Source organism: Enterobacter roggenkampii, assembly GCF_001729805.1.
Taxonomy (GTDB): domain Bacteria; phylum Pseudomonadota; class Gammaproteobacteria; order Enterobacterales; family Enterobacteriaceae; genus Enterobacter; species Enterobacter roggenkampii.
In genome coordinates, this window is record NZ_CP017184.1 from 4,172,249 (window position 1) to 4,186,834 (window position 14,586).

The 14,586-nt window shown below is 55.0% G+C and carries 20 protein-coding genes; 11 read left to right on the forward strand and 9 right to left on the reverse strand.

The features are described from left to right. Positions 1-7: 7 nt before the first annotated feature. The 7 genes from murA to mlaF all read right to left on the reverse strand — a co-directional run bounded on the left by murA (position 8) and on the right by mlaF (position 4,801). Complete coding sequence (murA, locus tag BFV67_RS19505; protein WP_008501459.1) at positions 8-1,267, reverse strand: UDP-N-acetylglucosamine 1-carboxyvinyltransferase; 1,260 nt, start codon at positions 1,265-1,267, stop codon at positions 8-10. A 50-nt stretch (positions 1,268-1,317) separates the two neighbouring features. Further along, positions 1,318-1,572 (reverse strand): BolA family iron metabolism protein IbaG, encoded by a 255-nt coding sequence (ibaG, locus tag BFV67_RS19510; RefSeq protein WP_008501458.1) that lies wholly within the window; start codon positions 1,570-1,572, stop codon positions 1,318-1,320. Between the two features lie 126 nt (positions 1,573-1,698). Next, a complete protein-coding gene (mlaB, locus tag BFV67_RS19515; protein WP_047367052.1) occupies positions 1,699-1,992 on the reverse strand; it encodes a lipid asymmetry maintenance protein MlaB in 294 nt (97 codons plus the stop codon). Then, positions 1,992-2,627: a phospholipid-binding protein MlaC gene (gene mlaC, locus BFV67_RS19520; RefSeq protein WP_045415319.1), complete on the reverse strand. Its 636-nt coding sequence runs from the start codon at positions 2,625-2,627 to the stop codon at positions 1,992-1,994. The genes mlaB and mlaC overlap by 1 nt, the downstream gene beginning before the upstream one ends. A gap of 18 nt (positions 2,628-2,645) precedes the next feature. Continuing rightward, complete coding sequence (mlaD, locus tag BFV67_RS19525) at positions 2,646-3,194, reverse strand: outer membrane lipid asymmetry maintenance protein MlaD (protein ID WP_008501455.1); 549 nt, start codon at positions 3,192-3,194, stop codon at positions 2,646-2,648. Between the two features lie 4 nt (positions 3,195-3,198). Further along, complete coding sequence (gene mlaE / locus BFV67_RS19530; protein WP_008501454.1) at positions 3,199-3,981, reverse strand: lipid asymmetry maintenance ABC transporter permease subunit MlaE; 783 nt, start codon at positions 3,979-3,981, stop codon at positions 3,199-3,201. Between the two features lie 7 nt (positions 3,982-3,988). Further along, positions 3,989-4,801 (reverse strand): phospholipid ABC transporter ATP-binding protein MlaF, encoded by an 813-nt coding sequence (gene mlaF / locus BFV67_RS19535; RefSeq protein ID WP_008501452.1) that lies wholly within the window; start codon positions 4,799-4,801, stop codon positions 3,989-3,991. Positions 4,802-5,028: 227 nt separating this feature from the next. Between mlaF and BFV67_RS19540 the strand changes: the two genes are divergently transcribed. The 11 genes from BFV67_RS19540 to npr all read left to right on the forward strand — a co-directional run bounded on the left by BFV67_RS19540 (position 5,029) and on the right by npr (position 12,948). Further along, positions 5,029-6,006, forward strand: a complete 978-nt coding sequence (locus BFV67_RS19540; protein WP_069598822.1) for a calcium/sodium antiporter — start codon at positions 5,029-5,031, stop codon at positions 6,004-6,006. A 13-nt stretch (positions 6,007-6,019) separates the two neighbouring features. Continuing rightward, entirely contained in the window at positions 6,020-7,006 is a 987-nt protein-coding gene (kdsD, locus tag BFV67_RS19545; RefSeq protein WP_008501450.1) for an arabinose-5-phosphate isomerase KdsD, read from the forward strand. Between the two features lie 14 nt (positions 7,007-7,020). Further along, positions 7,021-7,587: a 3-deoxy-manno-octulosonate-8-phosphatase KdsC gene (gene kdsC, locus BFV67_RS19550; RefSeq protein WP_008501449.1), complete on the forward strand. Its 567-nt coding sequence runs from the start codon at positions 7,021-7,023 to the stop codon at positions 7,585-7,587. Beyond that, positions 7,584-8,159: an LPS export ABC transporter periplasmic protein LptC gene (gene lptC / locus BFV67_RS19555; RefSeq protein WP_021242266.1), complete on the forward strand. Its 576-nt coding sequence runs from the start codon at positions 7,584-7,586 to the stop codon at positions 8,157-8,159. Before kdsC ends, lptC begins: the two co-directional genes overlap by 4 nt. Next, positions 8,128-8,682, forward strand: coding sequence for a lipopolysaccharide ABC transporter substrate-binding protein LptA (gene lptA, locus BFV67_RS19560; RefSeq protein ID WP_008501447.1), 555 nt, complete (start codon positions 8,128-8,130; stop codon positions 8,680-8,682). The genes lptC and lptA overlap by 32 nt, the downstream gene beginning before the upstream one ends. Before the next feature lie 6 nt (positions 8,683-8,688). Continuing rightward, the gene (gene lptB / locus BFV67_RS19565; RefSeq protein WP_008501446.1) at positions 8,689-9,414 is read left to right on the forward strand and encodes an LPS export ABC transporter ATP-binding protein; all 726 of its coding nucleotides are present in this window, start codon (positions 8,689-8,691) and stop codon (positions 9,412-9,414) included. A 47-nt stretch (positions 9,415-9,461) separates the two neighbouring features. After that, on the forward strand, positions 9,462-10,895 hold the full coding sequence (rpoN, locus tag BFV67_RS19570) for an RNA polymerase factor sigma-54 (protein WP_008501445.1): 1,434 nt from the start codon (positions 9,462-9,464) through the stop codon (positions 10,893-10,895). Positions 10,896-10,917: 22 nt separating this feature from the next. After that, entirely contained in the window at positions 10,918-11,205 is a 288-nt protein-coding gene (gene hpf / locus BFV67_RS19575) for a ribosome hibernation promoting factor (RefSeq protein WP_008501444.1), read from the forward strand. An 82-nt stretch (positions 11,206-11,287) separates the two neighbouring features. After that, a complete protein-coding gene (gene ptsN, locus BFV67_RS19580) occupies positions 11,288-11,779 on the forward strand; it encodes a PTS IIA-like nitrogen regulatory protein PtsN (RefSeq protein WP_008501443.1) in 492 nt (163 codons plus the stop codon). Positions 11,780-11,824: 45 nt separating this feature from the next. Beyond that, positions 11,825-12,679 carry an RNase adapter RapZ gene (gene rapZ, locus BFV67_RS19585; protein ID WP_008501442.1) on the forward strand — a complete coding sequence of 285 codons (855 nt, stop codon included), beginning with the start codon at positions 11,825-11,827 and terminating at the stop codon, positions 12,677-12,679. Beyond that, positions 12,676-12,948 (forward strand): PTS phosphocarrier protein NPr, encoded by a 273-nt coding sequence (gene npr / locus BFV67_RS19590; RefSeq protein ID WP_003861872.1) that lies wholly within the window; start codon positions 12,676-12,678, stop codon positions 12,946-12,948. Before rapZ ends, npr begins: the two co-directional genes overlap by 4 nt. Positions 12,949-12,989: 41 nt before the next feature. Here the strand turns inward: npr and mtgA are convergent, their stop codons facing one another. Further along, the gene (gene mtgA, locus BFV67_RS19595) at positions 12,990-13,715 is read right to left on the reverse strand and encodes a monofunctional biosynthetic peptidoglycan transglycosylase (protein WP_023326169.1); all 726 of its coding nucleotides are present in this window, start codon (positions 13,713-13,715) and stop codon (positions 12,990-12,992) included. Beyond that, complete coding sequence (gene elbB / locus BFV67_RS19600; protein WP_039265405.1) at positions 13,712-14,365, reverse strand: isoprenoid biosynthesis glyoxalase ElbB; 654 nt, start codon at positions 14,363-14,365, stop codon at positions 13,712-13,714. The genes mtgA and elbB overlap by 4 nt, the downstream gene beginning before the upstream one ends. Positions 14,366-14,586 lie beyond the last annotated feature (221 nt).

A 14,586-nucleotide genomic window follows, 5' to 3' on the forward strand; every position in this document is an offset into this window, starting at 1 on the left:
GGAACGATTACTCGCCCTTCACACGCTCGATATTGGCACCCAGCGCGCGCAGTTTATCTTCGATACGCTCATAGCCACGATCGATGTGATAAATACGATCCACGATCGTTGTGCCTTCCGCGATACAACCCGCCAACACCAGGCTGGCAGACGCACGCAGATCGGTTGCCATCACCTGAGCACCGGACAGTTTCTCAACGCCGTGGCAAATCACGGTATTACTTTCGATCTCGGCACGTGCCCCCATACGGATCAGCTCCGGTACGTGCATAAAGCGGTTCTCGAAAATGGTTTCCGTGATAAAGCCGGTCCCTTCGGCGACCAGGTTCAACAAGGTGAACTGTGCCTGCATGTCAGTTGGGAACGCCGGATGCGGTGCCGTACGCACATTGACCGCTTTTGGACGCTGTCCATGCATATCAAGGCTGATCCAGTCTTCACCGATTTCGATATCCGCACCCGCATCGCGCAGTTTCGCCAGCACTGCATCCAGGGTATCTGGCTGCGCGTTACGACAAACAATTTTCCCGCCAGAGATCGCAGCAGCGATCAGGAAGGTACCGGTTTCGATACGGTCCGGCAGTACGCGATAGACACCCCCGCCCAGACGCTCAACGCCTTCGATGGTGATGCGGTCGGTACCCTGACCGGAGATCTTCGCACCCAGCGCCACGAGGAAGTTGGCAGTATCCACAATCTCCGGTTCACGCGCGGCGTTTTCGATGATCGTGGTCCCTTCTGCCAGCGTTGCCGCAGACATAATGGTCACCGTTGCACCCACGCTCACTTTGTCCATAACAATGTGCGCGCCTTTCAGACGACCATTGACGGACGCTTTAACGTAGCCTTCTTCCAGCTTGATCTCTGCGCCCAGTTTTTCCAGGCCAAAGATGTGCAGGTCAACCGGACGCGCACCGATAGCGCAACCGCCCGGCAGCGAAACCTGACCCTGACCGAAACGCGCCACCAGCGGGCCAAGCGCCCAGATGGAAGCACGCATGGTTTTCACCAGATCGTAAGGGGCAGAGAAGTTATTCACCTTGCTGGCGTCGATCCAGACGGAACCGTTACGCTCGACTTTCGTGCCCAACTGGGTGAGCAGCTTCATGGTGGTGTCGATATCTTTCAGCTTCGGTACGTTCTGAATCTCTACCGGCTCTTCCGCGAGCAGTGCAGCAAAGAGGATGGGCAGCGCGGCGTTTTTCGCGCCAGAAATTGTGACTTCGCCCTGGAGACGCGTTGGCCCCTGTACACGAAATTTATCCATGGTGTGCTCTCTTATAAATTCAACCGTGCTGCGGGCCTGTCGCCCTCAGCTCAAAAACCGTTTAGTTTGCGATCGCGTGCCCACTCTTGCGGGGTGAACGCTTTAATCGACAGGGCGTGGATGCGGTTATCCGCAATATATTCCATCAGCGGCGCGTACACAGCCTGCTGTTTCTTCACACGGCTCATACCGTCGAACATCTCACCCACAGCAATAACCTGGAAGTGACTGCCATCGCCTGTGACGTGGGCTTCCTGAAGGGAGAGTGCATTCATCAGCACTGTCTGGATTTCATGATTTTCCATGGGCTCTTAATCATCTGATAGTGAAAACAAGCCCAACATCTTAGAGCAAAGTGGCGTCGTCTTAAACAAGCAAAAAGCCCCGACGATGAAACTGTCAGGGCTTTCGGAAGTAACGCACTGAAAATATTAACGAGGCAGTACGTCCTGAGGCAGATTGTAGAGCTGCGCAAGGGTCACGACATTGTCGCTCGCGCCGCGAAGCGTGACGCTCGTCCCCTGCTTTTTCCCTACCGCAACCAGATGGGCAAGCAGCGCAACGCCTGCCGTATCCACCCGCGTGACGTCGGTTAAGTCAATAAGCGTCACGCCCTGCATGGCCTCATGGCGTTTATCCCATAAGGGGTTCAGCAGATCCTGATCCAGCTCACCGGACAGCTTTAATGTCTCGCCTTCACGCGACCAGCTGAGTTGCTGTGACATTACTTCTTCTCGTCCAGACTAATTTTCTGACGAGCGATGGACTGCAGCTGCGCGGTCAGGCCATCAATCCCCTTGGTGCGCAGCAGGTCGCTCCACTCGTTCTGTTTGGTAGTGATCATGCTTACGCCTTCGGCGATCATGTCATACGCCTGCCAGTGGCCGGTCTGGCTGTTTTTACGCCACTGGAAATCCAGACGCACCGGCGGACGACCGTTAGGATCGTTGATCGTTACGCGAATAGGGACGATGGTCGCATCACCCAGCGGCTGCTCCGGGGCGATCTGATAGGTCTGACCGTGGTACATCGCCAGCGCCTGACCATACGCCTGCTTCAGGTATTCACGGAAAGCGGCAAAATAGGCATCACGCTGCGCCGGGGTTGCGTCTTTGTAATAGCGGCCCAGCACCAGTGCTCCCGCATATTTGATCTGCACGTACGGCAGCAGCTCCTGGTCAACCACGTCACGCAGGTAATCAGGATTAGCACGAATCTTAGGCTGCTCGTTTTTAAGACGATCGAAGGTTTTCTTCGCGGCTTCGTCCATCAGTTTGTACGGGTTACTCTGATCCGCCGCGTGCACCGCGGTGAGAGGGGAAATAACCAGCATGGCAACCATTAACAGTCGTTTAAACATGAATGACTTCTCCTGATATTAATTCGCAGCACCTGGGGTCGGCGCAGCATTGGTATGGTCTTCACTCTGCGCAGGGGCATTGTCAGACTTTTTATCATCCCCTTTACTGTTGTAAAGGAACTGACCAATCATATCTTCCAGCACCATGGCGGACTTGGTGTCCTGGATCACGCTCCCGTCCTTAAGGATAGTCGTTCCCAGCTCGGGGTCTTCAAAACCGACGTTAAGCGCCAGATATTGTTCGCCCAGCAGACCGGAAGTCCGGATAGAAAGGGAGCTGGTGTCCGGAATGTGGTTGTAACGCTCTTCGATATCCATCGCGACACGTGGCAGATAGGTCTTCTCATCCAGCGTAATGTCAGATACGCGTCCGATCACCACGCCGCCAATACGGACCGGTGAACGCGCCTTCAGCCCGCCGATGTTATCGAAGGTGGCATAGATGCGATACGTCGGCTCGGTGCGCACAGACGTAATATCCGCCGCTCTCAGGCAGATAAACAGCGCGGCCAGCAGCGCCAGCAGCAGGAATACGCCGACCCAAATTTCATTTTTTCTCGTTTGCATGAACTCAATTCCCAAACATCAGTGCGGTGAGCACAAAATCCAGACCCAGTACGGCCAGCGACGAATGAACGACTGTACGTGTAGTTGCGCGGCTAATGCCCGCCGACGTCGGGATGGCATCGTAACCATTGAACAATGCAATCCAGGTGACCGTAATGGCAAATACCACGCTCTTAATCAGGCAGTTAATCAGATCCATTCGCAGATCAATGGCGTCCTGCATGGCAGACCAGAAGAAACCGGCATCAATGCCTTTCCAGTGCACGCCAACCAGCGAACCGCCCCAGATCCCCACGGCGACAAACAGAATCGTCAGCAGCGGTAAAGAGATGACCCCGGCCCAGAAACGCGGCGAGATCACGCGACGCAGCGGATCGACCGCCATCATCTCCATGCTGGAGAGCTGCTCGGTCGCGCGCATCAGGCCAATTTCAGCCGTTAAGGCCGACCCCGCGCGCCCGGCGAACAGCAGCGCCGCCACAACGGGCCCCAGTTCACGCAGCAGCGAGAGCGCCACCAGCATCCCGAGGCTGGTTTCCGCACTGTAGGTTGTCAGCACCAGGTAGCCCTGCAGACCCAGCACCATACCGATAAACAGACCGGAGACAATGATGATGAGCATCGACAGCACGCCGACGTTATAAAGCTGACGCACCAATAGCGGCGCGTGCTTGCGGAATTCCGGCTTGCCGACCAGCGCGTTGAATAACATCAATCCGGCACGCCCGAACGTCCTGATGGTTTTTATGCCACGGTGTCCGAGAGCGGCCAACGCATTTAACAGCATGAGTGGCTTAACTCCCTATTCCCAGTAAATCGTCACGATAGTCGCCCGCCGGGTAGCGGAACGGCACAGGGCCATCGGCAATACCGTCAAGGAACTGCCGCACGCGCGGATCGCAATTTTCCTGCAGCGCCTGGGCGCTACCGTGTGCGACGATCTTTTTGTCCGCTACGATGTAGGCGTAATCGGCAATGCTCAACACTTCAGGTACATCGTGAGACACCACAATGCAGGTGACGCCAAGCGCGCTGTTCAGCTCAGAGATGAGCTTCACCAGCACGCCCATCGTGATGGGATCCTGCCCGACAAACGGTTCGTCGAACATGATTAAATCAGGTTCTAATGCGATGGCTCGCGCCAGCGCGGCACGACGCGCCATCCCGCCGGACAGTTCCGAAGGCATCAGCTTCGCGGCGCCCCGCAGCCCGACGGCTTCTAGCTTCATCATCACCGTGCTTTTCAGCAGCGCAGGCGGCAGGCTGGTATGCTCGCGCAGCGGATAGGCAACGTTATCAAAGACGTTCATGTCGGTGAACAAAGCCCCCGACTGAAAGAGCATGCTCATGCGTTTGCGAACAGTATACAGGCGCGAGCGCGACATCTCCGGGATGTTTTCGCCATCAAAGAGGATTTCACCGCTATCCGGTGGGATCTGCCCACCAATAAGGCGGAGCAGGGTCGTTTTACCGATCCCGGACGGCCCCATGATGGCAGTAATTTTGCCACGCGGCACGGTCAACGAAATATCATCAAATATCAATCTGTTGGCGCGAGAAAAACTCACACCGCGGACATCGACTAAATTCGCCATGGTTTGGCTCATTTATGGTTCCTTTCTTATCCTGCTCACGTTAAGGCATGTAGCCTGAATCAGCCCTAAACTCCGCATTTTTACAGAATAATAACCGTAGAGGTTAGCGAAAGCTGGCATTTGTTTTACTTTTCCGGCGCATAAAGTCAAAATTAGGAATTCGTTACGCCTCAGACTGTATGCAGTCCAGCCATTCCCGAGCAATGGACCGACGAGTATACCTGAAGAAAGGACTTTTGATGCTTTTAGCAACAGCACTGTTAATAATTGGTTTACTGTTGGTGGTCTACAGTGCTGACCGTTTAGTGTTTGCTGCATCTATCCTGTGTCGCCTGAGTGGCGTACCGCCTGTTGTCATCGGGATGACCGTGGTCAGCGCAGGAACGTCGCTTCCTGAAATCATCGTCTCTGTCTCTGCCTCGCTGCATGGTCAGGTAGACCTGGCAGTCGGCACCGCCATTGGCTCTAACATCGTCAATATTTTATTGATTTTAGGCCTGGCCGCGCTGCTCCATCCTTTTCGCGTGCATTCTGATGTTCTGCGCCGTGAATTGCCGCTAATGTTACTCGTAAGCCTGCTGGCAGGGTGCGTATTTTACGATGGCGTACTGAGCTACAGCGACGGCATTTTCCTGCTGGCGCTGGCCGTTATTTGGCTGCTGTATAGTGTTAAAATCGCCCGTCAGGCTGAAAAGCAGGGTCAGGATAGCCTCACGCGCGAGCAGGTCGCCGAGCTTCCACGAGAAGGCACGCTGCCTGTTGCCCTGCTCTGGCTGGGCGTCGCGCTGATCATCATGCCGATGGCAACGCGCATGGTCGTGGATAACGCAACGGTGCTGGCGAACTATTTTGCCATCAGCGAGCTGACCATTGGCCTGACGGTGATTGCCATCGGCACCAGCCTGCCGGAGCTGGCCACCGCCATTGCGGGGGCCCGTAAAGGTGAGGATGACATTGCCATTGGTAATATCATCGGCTCTAACATTTTTAATATCGCCATTGTGATGGGCCTGCCAGCCCTGATTTCGCCAGGGCCCTTTAATCCTCTGGCGTTCTCACGTGATTACGGCGTGATGTTGCTGGTCAGCGTAATTTTTGCCCTGCTCTGCTGGCGGCGGCAACGACAGATCGGCAAAGGCGCAGGCGCGCTGCTGACGGGTGGATTTATCGTATGGATGGCGATGCTGTACTGGCTCTCGCCTCTTCTCTCTGGGTAAACGGAAACGCATTATGTCGCAAATAGAATTGCAGCCGGGTTTTGACTTTCAGAAAGCAGGCAAAGACGTTCTGGAGATTGAACGTGAAGGTCTGGCGCAGTTAGATCAGTACATTAATCAGGATTTTAGTCTGGCATGTGAGAAGATATTCTACTGCGCCGGCAAAGTCGTGGTGATGGGGATGGGCAAGTCCGGCCACATTGGACGCAAAATGGCGGCAACCTTTGCCAGTACCGGCACCTCTTCTTTCTTTGTCCACCCGGGGGAGGCCGCGCACGGGGACCTGGGTATGGTCACGCCGCAGGATATCGTCATCGCGCTCTCCAACTCCGGTGAGTCCAATGAAATCCTGGCGCTCATCCCGGTTCTGAAGCGACTGCAGGTGCCGCTGATTTGCATGACCAGCCGTCCGGAAAGCAGCATGGCGCGTGCAGCCGATATTCACCTGTGCGTGAAGGTTCCTAAGGAGGCCTGTCCGCTCGGTCTGGCGCCGACCTCCAGCACCACCGCTGCACTGGTCATGGGCGATGCGCTTGCCGTGGCGCTGCTTGAAGCCCGTGGCTTTACGCCGGAAGATTTCGCGCTTTCCCACCCGGGCGGCGCGCTGGGGCGCAAGCTCCTGCTGCGGGTAAACGATATTATGCACACCGGGGATGAGATCCCTCACGTCAGTAAAGAAGCCTCCCTGCGTGATGCGCTGCTGGAAATCACCCGTAAGAATCTGGGGATGACGGTCGTGTGCGACGATCTGATGAAAATTCAGGGGATCTTCACCGATGGCGACCTGCGTCGCGTGTTCGACATGGGTGTCGATGTCCGCACGCTCGGTATTGCCGATGTGATGACGCCCGGCGGCATCCGCGTGCGTCCGGGTACGCTGGCCGTGGACGTGCTGAACCTGATGCAGTCCCGCCATATCACCTCCGTTATGGTTGCCGATGGCGACCAGTTGCTGGGTGTGGTACATATGCATGATCTGCTGCGCGCAGGCGTAGTGTAATGAAGGATAAGACAATGAGTAATGCGGGTGCATCCCTTGCAACCTGTTATGGTCCGGTCAGTACCCAGATGATGGCAAAGGCGGAAAACATTCGTCTGCTCATCCTCGATGTGGATGGGGTTCTCTCCGACGGCCTGATTTACATGGGCAATAATGGTGAAGAGCTGAAGGCGTTTAACGTTCGCGACGGCTACGGTATCCGCTGTGCGCTCACCTCGGGGATTGAGGTGGCGATCATCACCGGACGAAACGCTAAACTGGTAGAAGACCGCTGTGAAACTTTAGGTATTACCCATCTGTATCAGGGTCAATCCGATAAGATGGCGGCGTTCAATGATTTACTGGGTAAACTGGCTATCGCACCGGAAAACGTGGCCTACGTCGGGGACGACCTGATTGACTGGCCGGTGATGGCTGAAGTTGGGCTGAGCATCGCCGTTGCCGATGCGCATCCGCTGCTGATCCCGCGCGCCGACTACGTTACCCACATCAACGGTGGCCGCGGCGCTGTCCGTGAAGTCTGCGATCTGCTTCTGCTGGCGCAGGGCAAGCTTGATGAGGCCAAAGGGCAATCGATATGAGTAAAACCAGACGTTGGATTATCATTTTGCTTTCGCTTGTCGCACTGGTATTGATTGGCGTGAACCTTGCCGATCGCGACGATACGCAAACGGAAGTGATCAACAATACCGATCCAACCTATAAAAGCGATCACAGCGACACCGTGGTCTACAGCCCGGAAGGCGCACTGAACTATCGCCTGATTGCCCAGCATGTTGAATATTTTTCCGATGATGGCGTTTCATGGTTTACCCAACCTGTGATGACCACATTTGATAAAGACAAAGTGCCGACGTGGTCAATTAAGTCAGATCGGGCCAAACTGACAAATGACCGTATGCTTTATCTGTATGGCCACGTTGAAGTCAACGCCCTGACCGCTGACTCGCAACTGCGAAAAATTACGACGGATAATGCCCAGATCAACCTGGTAACCCAGGACGTGACGTCGCAGGATCTGGTCACACTGTATGGCACAACATTTAATTCCAGCGGTTTAAGAATGCGCGGGAACTTACGCAGCAAGAACGCCGAGCTGATTGAAAAGGTTAGAACCTCCTATGAAATTCAAAACAAACAAACTCAGCCTTAAAGTAATTATCGCCAGCGCGATGCTGGCGGCCAGTCTCCCCGCGCTTGCTGTAACGGGCGATACCGACCAGCCGATCCATATTGAGTCCGACACCCAGTCTCTCGATATGCAGGGTAACGTCGTCACCTTCACGGGTAACGTCGTCATGACCCAGGGCACCATCAAAATCAACGCCGACAAAGTGGTCGTGACCCGTCCGGGTGGCGAGCAGGGCAAAGAGATTATCGATGGCTATGGTAATCCGGCGACCTTCTACCAGATGCAGGACAACGGCAAGCCGGTGAAAGGCCGCGCTACGCACATGCACTATGAGCTGGCGAAGGATCTGGTCATCCTGACCGGGAATGCGTATCTGGAACAGCTGGACAGCAACATTACCGGCGACCAGATTACCTATCTGGTTAAAGAGCAAAAAATGCAGGCCTCCAGCGAGAAAGGCAAACGCGTGACCACCGTACTGGTTCCGTCGCAGCTGCAGGACAAAGGCAAGGGCCAGGCCCCGGCACAGAAGAAGAGTAACTAATTCGTTATGGCAACATTAACTGCAAAAAACCTCGCGAAGGCCTATAAGGGCCGCCGTGTCGTAGAAGATGTCAGTCTGACCGTCAACTCCGGCGAAATCGTGGGGCTGCTTGGCCCGAACGGTGCGGGTAAAACGACCACCTTCTACATGGTCGTGGGTATTGTGCCGCGCGATGCCGGCAACATTATCATTGACGATGAAGACATCAGTCTTCTGCCGCTGCACGCGCGCGCGCGTCGCGGGATCGGCTATCTGCCGCAGGAAGCCTCCATTTTCCGTCGTCTCAGCGTTTACGACAACCTGATGGCGGTCCTGCAAATTCGTAACGACCTGACCAACGAACAGCGTCAGGATCGTGCCAACGAGCTGATGGAAGAGTTCCACATTGAGCATCTGCGCGACAGCCTCGGTCAGGCACTCTCCGGGGGCGAACGCCGTCGCGTTGAGATTGCGCGTGCGCTGGCCGCAAACCCGAAATTTATCCTTCTGGATGAACCGTTTGCGGGCGTTGACCCCATCTCCGTTATCGACATTAAACGTATCATTGAGCACCTGCGCGACAGCGGGCTTGGCGTACTGATCACCGACCACAACGTGCGTGAAACGCTGGCCGTATGTGAACGCGCCTATATTGTCAGCCAGGGCAATCTGATCGCCCACGGTACGCCGCAGCAGATCCTCGAAGACGATCATGTTAAGCGCGTCTATCTTGGGGAAGACTTCAGACTCTGATAGGGTAGAGGTAACGTAACGCCGAACCGGAGAAAAATGCTCTGAACATGAAGCAAGGTTTGCAATTAAGGCTCAGCCAACAACTGGCGATGACGCCGCAGCTACAGCAGGCAATTCGCCTGTTGCAACTGTCCACGTTAGAACTTCAGCAGGAGCTTCAGCAGGCGCTGGACAGTAACCCCCTGCTGGAACAAACCGATCTTCATGACGAGGTAGATACCCAGCAATCGCAGGATACTGAAGCGCTCGATACCGCGGATGCACTCGAACAAAAAGAGATGCCCGACGAGCTTCCGCTTGATGCCAGCTGGGATGAAATCTACACCGCCGGAACCCCTTCCGGTACGCGTGCAGACTACCAGGACGATGAGCTACCGGTCTATCAGGGCGAAACCACCCAGTCGCTGCAGGATTACCTGATGTGGCAGGTGGAACTCACCCCCTTCTCCGATACCGACCGCGCGATTGCCACGTCGATTGTCGATGCCGTTGACGACACCGGCTATTTGACCGTCACCCTCGACGATATACTGGAAAGCATGGGCGACGACGAGATTGAGCTTGAGGAAGTCGAAGCCGTTCTGAAGCGCATCCAGCGTTTCGATCCGGTAGGCGTAGCCGCAAAAGATCTGCGCGACTGCCTGCTGATTCAGCTTTCTCAGTTCAGCAAAGAGACGCCATGGCTCGAGGAGGCGCGCGCGATCATCAGCGATCATCTGGATCTGCTGGCGAACCACGATTTCCGCACCCTGATGCGCGTCACGCGCCTGAAAGAAGAGGTGCTGAAAGAAGCGGTGAATCTGATCCAGTCGCTCGATCCGCGCCCCGGTCAGTCGATCCAGACCAGCGAGCCCGAGTACGTGATCCCGGATGTACTGGTCAGAAAACACAACGGCCGCTGGGTCGTTGAACTGAATTCAGACAGCATCCCTCGCCTGCAAATCAACCAGCAGTATGCCTCCATGTGCACCAGCGTGCGTAACGACGCCGACAACCAATATATTCGTAGCAATTTGCAGGAAGCGCGATGGCTGATCAAAAGTCTGGAGAGCCGAAATGATACGCTGCTACGCGTCAGCCGCTGTATTGTCGAACAGCAGCAGGCGTTCTTTGAGCAGGGTGAAGAGTATATGAAACCGATGGTGCTGGCGGATATCGCTCAGGCCGTCGAGATGCATGAATCAACCATTTCCCGTGTCACCACGCAGAAGTATCTGCACAGTCCACGCGGTATTTTTGAGCTTAAGTATTTCTTCTCCAGCCATGTGAATACCGAGGGCGGCGGCGAAGCGTCGTCAACGGCCATTCGTGCTCTGGTGAAGAAGTTGATCGCCGCGGAGAATCCCGCGAAGCCACTAAGCGACAGTAAGTTAACCACCATGCTGTCCGATCAGGGTATTATGGTGGCACGTCGTACTGTTGCGAAGTATCGAGAGTCTTTATCCATTCCGCCGTCCAACCAGCGTAAACAGCTGGTCTGACACAACCGATAAGGAAGACACTATGCAGCTCAACATCACTGGACAAAACGTCGAAATTACTGAGGCTTTACGCGACTTTGTGAACGCGAAGTTTGCAAAACTCGAGCAGTATTTCGAAAGGATCAATCAGGTCTACATTGTGTTGAAAGTGGAGAAAGTGACTCATATCTCGGATGCCACCCTGCATGTTAACGGGGGGGAACTGCATGCCAGTGCGGAAGGGCAAGACATGTACGCTGCTATCGACGGCTTGATTGATAAGCTTGCGCGACAGCTCAATAAACATAAAGATAAACTGAAACAACACTAATTGTCCGGGCAGTTAACGGGTGCAGGACGGCCTGTTGTGAAACACAACAGGCCATTTGTACAGTTAGCGCTTAGGTGAAATTATGATGAACAACGATTCCGCTCTTCAACTGAGCAATGTCCTTAACCAGGAATGTACCCGCAGTGCGGTTCACTGCCAGAGCAAAAAACGTGCGCTGGAAATCATCAGTGAACTGGCCGCAAAACAGCTGGGCCTGCCGCCGCAGGTGGTGTTCGAAGCGATTCTGACCCGTGAAAAGATGGGCAGTACCGGTATCGGCAACGGCATCGCAATCCCGCACGGCAAGCTGGAAGAGGACACCCTGCGTGCCGTCGGTGTGTTTGTGCAGCTTGAAACACCGATCGCCTTTGATGCCATTGATAACCAGCCCGTCGATCTCCTCTTCGCGCTGCTGGTGCCTGCTGACCAGACGAAAACCCATCTGCATACGCTGTCGCTGGTCGCGAAACGTCTGGCTGATAAAACCATTTGCCGTCGACTGCGCTCGGCTCAAAGTGATGAAGAGCTTTATCAAATTATCACCGAAGCAGAAGGCAATCAGGATGATGCATAACCAGGAGATGGCCTTCACATCTGTTGTCCTGAGGAGAAACGGAACATGGTGCTGATGATTGTCAGCGGTCGTTCAGGGTCGGGGAAATCCGTGGCTCTGCGCGCGCTGGAAGACATGGGTTTTTACTGCGTCGATAACCTTCCGGTCGTGTTGCTGCCCGACCTGGCCCGTACGCTTGCGGAGAGACAGACCTCGGCCGCCGTCAGTATCGACGTTCGTAACATGCCGGAATCGCCAGAGATCTTCGAGCAGGCAATGAGTAACCTGCCTGACACGTTCTCGCCTCAGCTGCTGTTCCTCGATGCAGACCGTAATACCCTGATCCGTCGCTACAGCGACACCCGTCGTTTGCACCCGCTTTCCAGTAAGAACCTCTCCCTGGAGAGCGCAATCGATGAAGAGAGCGATCTGCTGGAGCCGCTGCGTTCTCGCGCCGACCTGATTGTCGACACCTCTGAGATGTCCGTTCACGAGCTGGCGGAAATGCTGCGTACCCGGTTGTTGGGTAAACGCGAGCGCGAACTGACGATGGTGTTCGAATCCTTTGGCTTCAAGCACGGTATCCCGATTGATGCGGATTATGTTTTCGACGTGCGCTTCCTGCCGAACCCACACTGGGATCCGAAACTGCGTCCTATGACCGGTCTGGATAAACCCGTCGCGGCCTTCCTCGACAGGCACACAGAAGTTCACAATTTTATCTACCAGACGCGAAGCTACCTTGAGCTATGGTTACCTATGCTGGAGACAAACAATCGTAGCTACCTGACGGTAGCGATTGGCTGTACCGGCGGTAAACATCGTTCGGTTTATATCGCCGAACAGCTGGCCGACTATTTCCGCTCGCGCGGGAAGAACGTTCAGTCCCGTCATCGCACGCTGGAAAAACGTAAAACATGACCGTAAAACAGACCGTTGAGATCACCAATAAGCTGGGCATGCATGCGCGCCCGGCGATGAAGCTGTTTGAGCTGATGCAGGGTTTCGATGCAGAAGTTCTGCTGCGGAATGACGAAGGTACCGAAGCGGAGGCGAACAGCGTCATTGCGCTGCTGATGCTGGATTCCGCCAAAGGGCGTCAGATTGAAGTCGAAGCCACCGGCCCCCAGGAAGAGGAAGCGCTGGCGGCGGTGATTGCGCTGTTTAACGCAGGGTTCGACGAAGATTAAGGTCTCTGCCCTTCAGGCGGGTGGCGCTGCGCTTACCCGCCCTACATAAGTTTGTTGCTCTCCATAAACCCTTCTCCTCCCAACTGACGCATCTGGCGCATAATCCACGCCTGACGGCTTCGCACGTACCCTGAGGGGGCACTGGCTTTAAAACGGATGGGATTAGGCAGAACAGCCGCGAGCAGCGCCGCCTCAGACATGCTCAGCTTGCTGGCGGGTTTATTAAAATAGCGTTGTGATGCAGCTTCGACACCAAATACCCCGTCGCCAAACTCGGCAACGTTGAGATACACGGTCAGAATGCGCTTTTTGCTCCAGACCGTTTCCATGCCCAGGGTGAGCCCCGCTTCCAGCCCCTTTCGCACCCAGCTGCGGCCGTCCCACAGAAACAGATTTTTGGCCGTCTGCTGCGACAAGGTTGACGCGCCGCGCACGCGGTTTTCATGGCGTTCGTTATGCGCCAGCGCCTTCTCAATGGCCGCAACGTCGAACCCCCAGTGCTCCGGGAATTTCTGATCCTCCGCTGCGATGACCGCCAGCCCCATAAACGGAGAGATCTCGTCCATGCTTACCCAGTCAGAATGGGCAACATAGCCGAAATCGCCGCTGAGCCACGCGCCGAGCTGACGCTCAACCATCACGGCAGAGAACGGGACCGGCATAATGCTGAACACGGCCAGCCCGCCTCCCCAGAACACCGCCATGACGAGAACAATGCGTAGAAGAAGGCGTTTCACCCATGCGCCTGCGGAAAACGGACGCCTCATTCCGTCAGCACCAGCACGCGGGCGACCAGTTTTTCAATGCCCACGGCGGCTTCCGCGATATTCTTCGCCAGCATATACGCAGGCGTGGTGACAATCTTGTTATCTTCATCAACCACAATGTCATCCACCGGGCACGGAACGTGTTCGCCCCCCATTTCTTCGACAATCTCTGCGGTATCAATATCCGTCCCGATAGTCAGGCGCAGCGGGAAATCAAAAATTTTAGGCAACATCGCAGGTGCTATACAGATAAAGCCCAGCGGTTTTCCTGCCGCATGCATGGCCTGCGACAGCGCTTTGAGATGAGGATCGATCTGACACTCCGCGCCCTGCGCGGCAAAGGTACTGAGATTTTTGGCTGCGCCAAACCCACCTGGCACAATGAGCGCATCAAGCTCTGCAGGGTCTGCCTGAATAAGAGGATGGATGACACCTCGCGCAATGCGCGCGGCTTCAATCAGCACGTTACGGGTTTCCGCCATCGGCTCACCGGTCAGATGGTTAATCACATCCGCCTGATTTTTGTCCGGTGCAAAACAAATCACCTCGGCTCCCTGCTTAGCCAGGGCCAGCAGCGTGATGACGGCTTCATGTATCTCAGAGCCATCGTAAACACCGCATCCGCTTAGCACGACACCAATCTTTTTCATCATGACAATCCTTTTCTGCAACTTGCTGAAGCACATTAATAATTTTGATTAAAACGCTATGCTTCACACATTTCACTGATTCATGTAACAAACCATTTAAGATTTGCTATCTTATCTGCGTGCGGCCTAAATTTTTCAGGCAGCGCCCTTTCAAAAATAACGTTTAAAAACAGGCGCAGCCACGATTTCCCTGGTGTTGGCGCAGTATTCGCGCACCCCGG